At 69.9% G+C, this 6,345-nt stretch carries 5 protein-coding genes; 3 read left to right on the top strand and 2 right to left on the bottom strand.

What is annotated here, in order from left to right; all coding sequences use genetic code 11:
- Positions 1-5: 5 nt before the first annotated feature.
- A complete protein-coding gene (locus tag FNH05_RS29070; protein WP_144592044.1) occupies positions 6-824 on the bottom strand; it encodes an N-acyl homoserine lactonase family protein in 819 nt (272 codons plus the stop codon).
- 79 nt (positions 825-903) lie between these two features.
- On the bottom strand, positions 904-2,562 hold the full coding sequence (locus FNH05_RS29065) for a long-chain fatty acid--CoA ligase (protein ID WP_246127999.1): 1,659 nt from the start codon (positions 2,560-2,562) through the stop codon (positions 904-906).
- Positions 2,563-2,719: 157 nt separating this feature from the next.
- Here FNH05_RS29065 and FNH05_RS29060 point away from each other — a divergent pair, with 157 nt between their 5' ends.
- The 3 genes from FNH05_RS29060 to FNH05_RS29050 form a co-directional block, all read left to right on the top strand.
- Positions 2,720-4,138, top strand: coding sequence for an aldehyde dehydrogenase family protein (locus tag FNH05_RS29060; protein ID WP_144592042.1), 1,419 nt, complete (start codon positions 2,720-2,722; stop codon positions 4,136-4,138).
- 30 nt (positions 4,139-4,168) lie between these two features.
- Positions 4,169-5,266 (top strand): alcohol dehydrogenase catalytic domain-containing protein, encoded by a 1,098-nt coding sequence (locus tag FNH05_RS29055; RefSeq protein WP_144592041.1) that lies wholly within the window; start codon positions 4,169-4,171, stop codon positions 5,264-5,266.
- Positions 5,263-6,345 (top strand): CoA transferase (locus tag FNH05_RS29050; protein WP_144592040.1); only part of this gene is annotated, 1,083 nt, incomplete at its 3' end. The genes FNH05_RS29055 and FNH05_RS29050, both read left to right, overlap by 4 nt.

Genomic DNA, 6,345 nt, shown 5'->3' with positions numbered 1-6,345 from the left:
GCTTGTCAGGTGTAGTAGTTGCCGACCCCGGTCTTGAGGTTCTTGATCTGCTCGTCGTCGTGTCCGAACACGACGGTGGCGCCGGTCTGCTCGGCCACGGACCGGATCTTCTCCACGGAGGCGAACCAGGACACGGTGTCGTAGACGATGCCGGCCGCGGTCGCGGGCGGACCGTAGCTTTCCCTGCGGTACAGCGAGTCCGAGGCGAAGATCATGGTGCCGCTGTCGGCGAGGTCCACCTTCATCGACAACGTGCCCCAGGTGTGCCCCGGAGTGCGCAGCAGGGTGATGCCCGGCAGGATTTCGGTGTCCTCGTTGATGGTCGTCAGCTCGAGACCGTCGTAATCGGACTTGATGTGCGCGCCCAGGTTGTAGCCGTCGAAGCTGAACGCGCCCTTCTTCTCCTCCTCGTCGACGACGATGGTGGTGCCGGTGTTCGCCCACAGCTGGGCGTTCGCCGCGTGGTCGAGGTGCAGGTGGGACAGCATCAGGTAGTCGATGTCGCCCGGCTCCAGGTCGAGCTGCTTGAGCCGCGAGTCCAGCCACATGTCCTCGGTGACGGTGTCCACCGGGAACACCTCGTTGAACCCGGGCGCCGCCCAGCGGGTGTCCCAGTCACGCGGAACACCCGCGTCCCACAGCAGTTTCTTCCCGCTGGGGTGTTCGATGTAGACGACGTGGGTGGGCAGCTCGACCCAGTCGCGCAGGCGCTCGCGGTTGTCGCGGCTGGCCATCCGGGCGGGGTCGATCAGCAGCCAGACGAGGTCGGCGTGCATCGTGCCCGTCGGCAGGATGGTGAGCTTGATCTTGTCGGCATCGGTCATTGCCTCATGCACCTTTCGTGTGCGGTGTTTCGCGCGCCACCCGCGGGGACGGGGGACACTTCATCGGGTCCGCCCGCGCTCACGCGACGGGCTTGGCGGAGCCGGCGCCGATCCGGCGAAGGATCTCGGCGTTGCCTCCCTGCGCGTAGATGCCGCGGATCTCCTTCTTGTTGTACTTGCCCACGCTGGTCTTGGGGACCTCGGTGACGAACAGGAAGGAGTCGGGAATCCACCATTTCGCGAATCCCTGCGTCAGGTATTCGCGAAGCTCTTCTTCGGTGAGCGACTCGTCGGCGGGCACGACACAGGCCAGCGGCCGTTCGAGCCACTTCTCGTGCGGTACCGAGACGACGGTCGCCTCGCGGACCTTCGGGTGTGCCATGAGCGCGTTCTCCAGGTCGATCGAGGAGATCCACTCGCCGCCGGACTTGATCAGGTCCTTCGACCGGTCCTTGATGATCACGTACCCGTCGGGGTCGATCGCGCCGACGTCGCCGGTGCGGAACCAGCCGTCGACCATGCTTTCCTTCGTGCGCTCGTCCTCGAAGTACTCGCGCGCGGTGAACGGCGACTGCACCCAGAAGTCACCGACACTGGTGCCGTCCCAGGGGAGTTCGCCGCCGTCCTCGCCGACCACCTTGATCTTCATCAGCGGGATCGGCTGCCCGCCCTTCTGCCGCAGCGCGTAGACCTCGTCCTCGCCGCGCTCGGCCAGGGTGCTCTTGATGGAGTTGAAGCAGATCTGCGGGGTGCACTCGGTCATGCCGTAGCCCTGCACCACGTAGGTGCCGTAGGTCTGCTCCCACCACTGCATGATCGCCAGCGACGGAGCCTGCCCGCCGAGCCACATGGTCCTGAGCGAGGACAGGTCCCAGTCCCGGTCCGAGGCGCGGACGAAGTCGCGCATCATGGTGCCGATGGTGACCGCGCCGTTCATGCCGGTGACGCGCAGGTCCTCGATGGTGCGGACGTAGTCGGCGTCGAGCGGGTGGATGCCCGGCAGCACCAGGGTGGCGCCCTGGAGCAGCGCGGTGTGCGGGATGTTCCAGCCGTTGCAGTGGAACATCGGTGCCACTTCGAGCCACACCTGGCTCTCGCTCATGTTCAGCTTGTCGTGCATGGCCAGGCACATCGCCTGCAGCACCATGGCGCGGTGGCTGTAGACCACGCCCTTGGGGTCGCCGGTGGTCGCCGAGGTGTAGCACATGGCGGCCGCGGTGTTCTCGTCGAAGACGGGGAATTCGTAGTCTTCGCGGCCGGCGGCGACGAGGTCGTCGTAGCGGTGCACCGGGCTCAGCGTGGTTTCGGGGATCGGCCCGTCGCCCATCACGATGAACGCCCTGACCGAGGGGATGCCGAGCGCGACCAGCTGCTCGACCACGGGGATCTGGTCCTCGTCGATGATCAGCACCGAGTCCTGCGCGTGGTTGATCAGGTACTGCTGCTGCTCGGGGAACAGCCGCATGTTGATCGTGTGCAGGACGGCGCCGATCCCGGGCACGCCGAAGTAGGTCTCGAAGTGGCGGTAGTGGTTCCAGGCGATGGTGCCGACGCGGTCCCCGGGCTTCACCCCGAAGTCGAGCAGTGCGCTGGCCAGGCGCCGCACCCGCTTCGCGTAGTCGGCGTAGGTGTAGCTGTGGTACTCGCCCGGGCCGGTCCTGGTGACGATCTTCTTGTCGTGGAAGAGCCGTTCGGTGCGCCAGAGCAGGGTGTTGAGCAGGAGGGGCTGATCCATCATCAGGCCGTCCACACTGACCTCCGGGTGATGTGGGTTACTGGGGCTTGCCCAATACTGCACATTCTATAGAATAGAGTCAACAGGCAAATTGACCGTCGGGGTGCCCCGGCGGTCCTGGGTGGACAGTGCCTGTTCAGCCGGAGACGAAGGAGTCCTCGTGACCGAACGGACCGTGTTGTACCTCGACGGCGCCTGGGTGGCCGCCGAGAGCGATGAGACGATTCCAGTGGAGAACCCGGCCACCGAGGAACCGCTCGCCGAGATCCCCGCGGGGACCGCGGGGGACGCGAACCGGGCGGTCGCCGCCGCGCGCCGTGCCTTCCCCGCCTGGGCGGCCACTTCGAGGAGCGAGCGGGCGGAGCTCCTGCGGCGGCTGCACGACGGGCTGGCCAAACGGGCCGAGGAGATCGGGGAGACGATCGCCCGGGACGTGGGCACCCCGCTGCGGATCGCCACCCGCATCCAGGCGGGGCTGCCGCTGACCGACATCCAGACCTACGTCGACCTGCTCGAAGCCGACGAGCGGGAGGAGCGCGTCGGCAACTCCCTGGTGGTGCGCGAACCGGCCGGGGTGGTCGCCGCGATCACGCCGTGGAACTACCCGCTGCACCAGATCACCTGCAAGATCGCGCCCGCGCTGGCCGCGGGCTGCACGGTGGTGGTCAAGCCCAGCGAGGTCGCCCCGTTGAGCGCCTACCAGCTTTTCGACGCGATCCACGAGGCCGGTTTCCCGCCCGGGGTGATCAACCTGGTGACCGGGTACGGGCCGGTGGTCGGGGAGGCGCTGGCCACGCATCCCGACGTCGACGTCGTGTCCTTCACCGGCTCGCTGCGGGCGGGCTCCCGCGTGGCGGAACTGGCCGCCCGCACGGTCAAACGGGTCACCCTCGAACTCGGCGGCAAGTCCGCCAACGTCATCCTCGACGACGCCGACCTGAAGACCGCGGTGAAGGTCGGGGTGGCCAACGCCTTCCTCAACGGCGGGCAGACCTGCACCGCCTGGACGCGGATGCTCGTCCCCGGAAGCCGTCAGGAGGAGGCGCTCGAACTGGCCAAGGTGTTCGCCGAAGGATTCGCGCCCGGCGACCCCCTCGACCCCGGCACCAAGCTCGGGCCGCTGGTCTCCCGGGCCCAGCTCGAGCGGGTGCGCGGGTTCATCACCCGCGGCATCTCCGACGGCGCGCGCCTGGTGACCGGCGGCGCCGGCACCCCCGAAGGCTTCGAGACCGGGCACTTCGTCTCGCCCACTGTCTTCGGGGACGTGCGGCCGGATTCGGAACTGGCACAGGAGGAGATCTTCGGCCCCGTGCTGTCGGTCCTGTCCTATCAGGACGAAGCGGAAGCGCTCGCCATCGCCAACAACTCCCGCTACGGTCTGCACGGCGCGGTCTGGTCGGCCGACACCGACCGCGCACTCGCCTTCGCGCGCCGGGTCCGCACCGGCCAGATCGACGTCAACGGCGGCGCCTACAACCCCCTCGCGCCCTTCGGCGGCTACAAGCAGTCCGGCGTCGGCCGGGAGATGGGCAGGCTCGGACTCGACGAGTTCACCGAAGTCAAGTCCATCCAGCTCTAGCCGCTTCCCCTTCCCCGCAAGGAGTCTTCAGTGGTCAACGTCGTCAAGGCCGTCGTCGTGACCGAGCCGGGCGCCCGCCCGCAGGTCCGTGAGGTCGCCCTGCCCGGACTCGGCGAGACGGACGTGCGCGTGCGCATCGCCGCGGCCGGGGTCTGCCACTCCGACCTGTCCATGGTCAACGGGACCATCACCCCCCAGTACCCCGTCGTGCTGGGCCACGAGGCGTCGGGAACCGTCGTCGAGACCGGCCCCGGGGTGACCGGGCTGCGCCCCGGCGACAACGTGGTGCTGAACTGGGCCGCCGCCTGCCGCGAGTGCTGGTTCTGCGCGCACGGCGAACCCTGGCTGTGCCAGGCGGTCGAAGGGGTGACCAGCGTCCCCGGCGGCACCCTCGAGGACGGTACCCGGGTGCACACCTGCATGGGGGTGGGCGGATTCGCCGAGGAGGTCGTGCTGCCCGCGCGTTCGGTCGTGCCGCTGCCCGGCGGAGTGCCGCTCGACCTGGCCGCGCTGCTCGGCTGCGCGGTGCTGACCGGGATCGGCGCCGTCCGCAACACGGCCAGGGTGCGGCCGGGGGAGTCGGTGCTCGTGCTCGGGCTCGGCGGGATCGGGCTGTCCGCCGTGCTCGGCGCGAAGGCGGCCGGGGCGGCCGAGATCATCGCCGTGGACGTCTCACCGGAGAAGGAGGAGCTCGCACTCGCGGCGGGCGCCACCCGGTACCTGCTCTCCGAGCCCGGCCTGGCCAAGCAGGTCCGCAAGCTCACCGGCGGCCGCGGGGTGGACCACGCGCTCGAATGCGTCGGTTCCGCGGCCACGATCCGCACGGCGTGGGGCGCGGTCCGGCGCGGCGGCCAGTGCACGATCGTCGGGGTCGGCCGCCGCGACCAGGAGGTCGTGTTCAATCCGCTCGAACTGTTCCACTTCTCCCGTACCCTCACCAGTTCCATCTACGGTGCCGCCGATCCCGACCGGGACATCCCGCTGCTCGCCGGGCAGGTGCGCTCCGGGGAGCTCGACCTCGCCGGTCTGGTGACCCACCGGATCACCCTCGGCGAAGTGCCCGAGGCCTTCGCGCGGATGGAGGCGGGGCACGGGGTGCGGTCCCTGATCGAGCTGGACCGGTCGTGACGGCGTCCGCGCCGCTGGCCGGACTGCGCGTCGTCGAGCTCTCCAGTTTCGTCGCCTCACCGCTGGGTGGGATGACCCTCGCCCGGCTCGGGGCGGACGTGATCCGCGTGGATCCGGTCGGGGGCGGGCCGGACCGGAACCGCTGGCCGGTGGCGCCAGGCGGGGAAAGCCTGTACTGGGCCGGTCTCAACCAGGGCAAGCGGTCGCTGACGGTGGACCTCCGCTCGCCGGAAGGGCGGGCGCTGGTCGCCGAACTGGTCGTCGGCGGCGGTGCGGGCGGCGGGGTGGTGCTGACCAATGCCCGCCCCCGGCCCGGACTGTCCTATGAGGACCTCCGGGCGCGGCGGCCGGACGTGATCTACGCCCGGCTGCTCGGCCGCCGCGACGGGTCGACGGCGGTGGACTACACGGTCAACGCGGCGTGCGGCTTCCCCATGCTGACCGGGCCGGAGGGCACCGAAGACCCGGTCAACCACGTGCTGCCCGCGTGGGACGTCGCGACCGGGCTGTACCTGGCGATCGGGCTGCTCGCCGCCGAACGGGCCAGGGCCAGGACCGGCGAGGGGCAGCGGCTGGAGGTGGCGCTCGGCGACGTCGCGCTGGCGACCGCGGGCCAGCTCGGCCACCTCGCCGAAGCCCAGCTGAGCCCGAAGCCCCGCGGCAGGCTGGGCAACCAGATCTACGGCGACTTCGGGCGTGACTTCGCCACCGCGGACGGGGTCCGCGTGATGGTGGTGGTGCTGACCGCCCGGCACTGGCGGGATCTGGTGCGGGTCACCGGAATCGGCGACGCGCTCGGCGAACCGGCCGTCGCCGGACTGGACGCCGGCGGGGAACGCTACGCCCACCGCGAGACCCTGACCCAGCTGCTCGGACCGTGGTTCGCCGCCAGGGACTACGACGAGGTGGCCGCCACGCTGGGCGCCACCTCGGTGCTCTGGTCGCGTTACCACACGTTTTCCGAGCTGGCCCAGGACGGCGCGCTCGCGGAGAACCCGTTGATGGGCAAGGTGAGCCAGCCCGGGATCGGCAGCTACCTGGCACCCGGTTCACCGCTGGTGTTCGATGGGGAACAGATC

Source organism: Amycolatopsis rhizosphaerae (assembly GCF_007713715.1).
GTDB lineage: Bacteria > Actinomycetota > Actinomycetes > Mycobacteriales > Pseudonocardiaceae > Amycolatopsis_E > Amycolatopsis_E rhizosphaerae.
The sequence above is the reverse complement of the archived record's forward strand: the minus strand, read 5'-3'. Positions and strand labels throughout refer to the sequence as shown.

What these genes read in the sequence shown, in the direction of transcription:
- FNH05_RS29070 (WP_144592044.1), bottom strand. Translation starts at nt 824, where the DNA reads ATGACCGATGCCGACAAGATCAAGCTCACCATCCTGCCGACGGGCACG.
- FNH05_RS29065 (WP_246127999.1), bottom strand. Translation starts at nt 2,562, where the DNA reads ATGATGGATCAGCCCCTCCTGCTCAACACCCTGCTCTGGCGCACCGAA.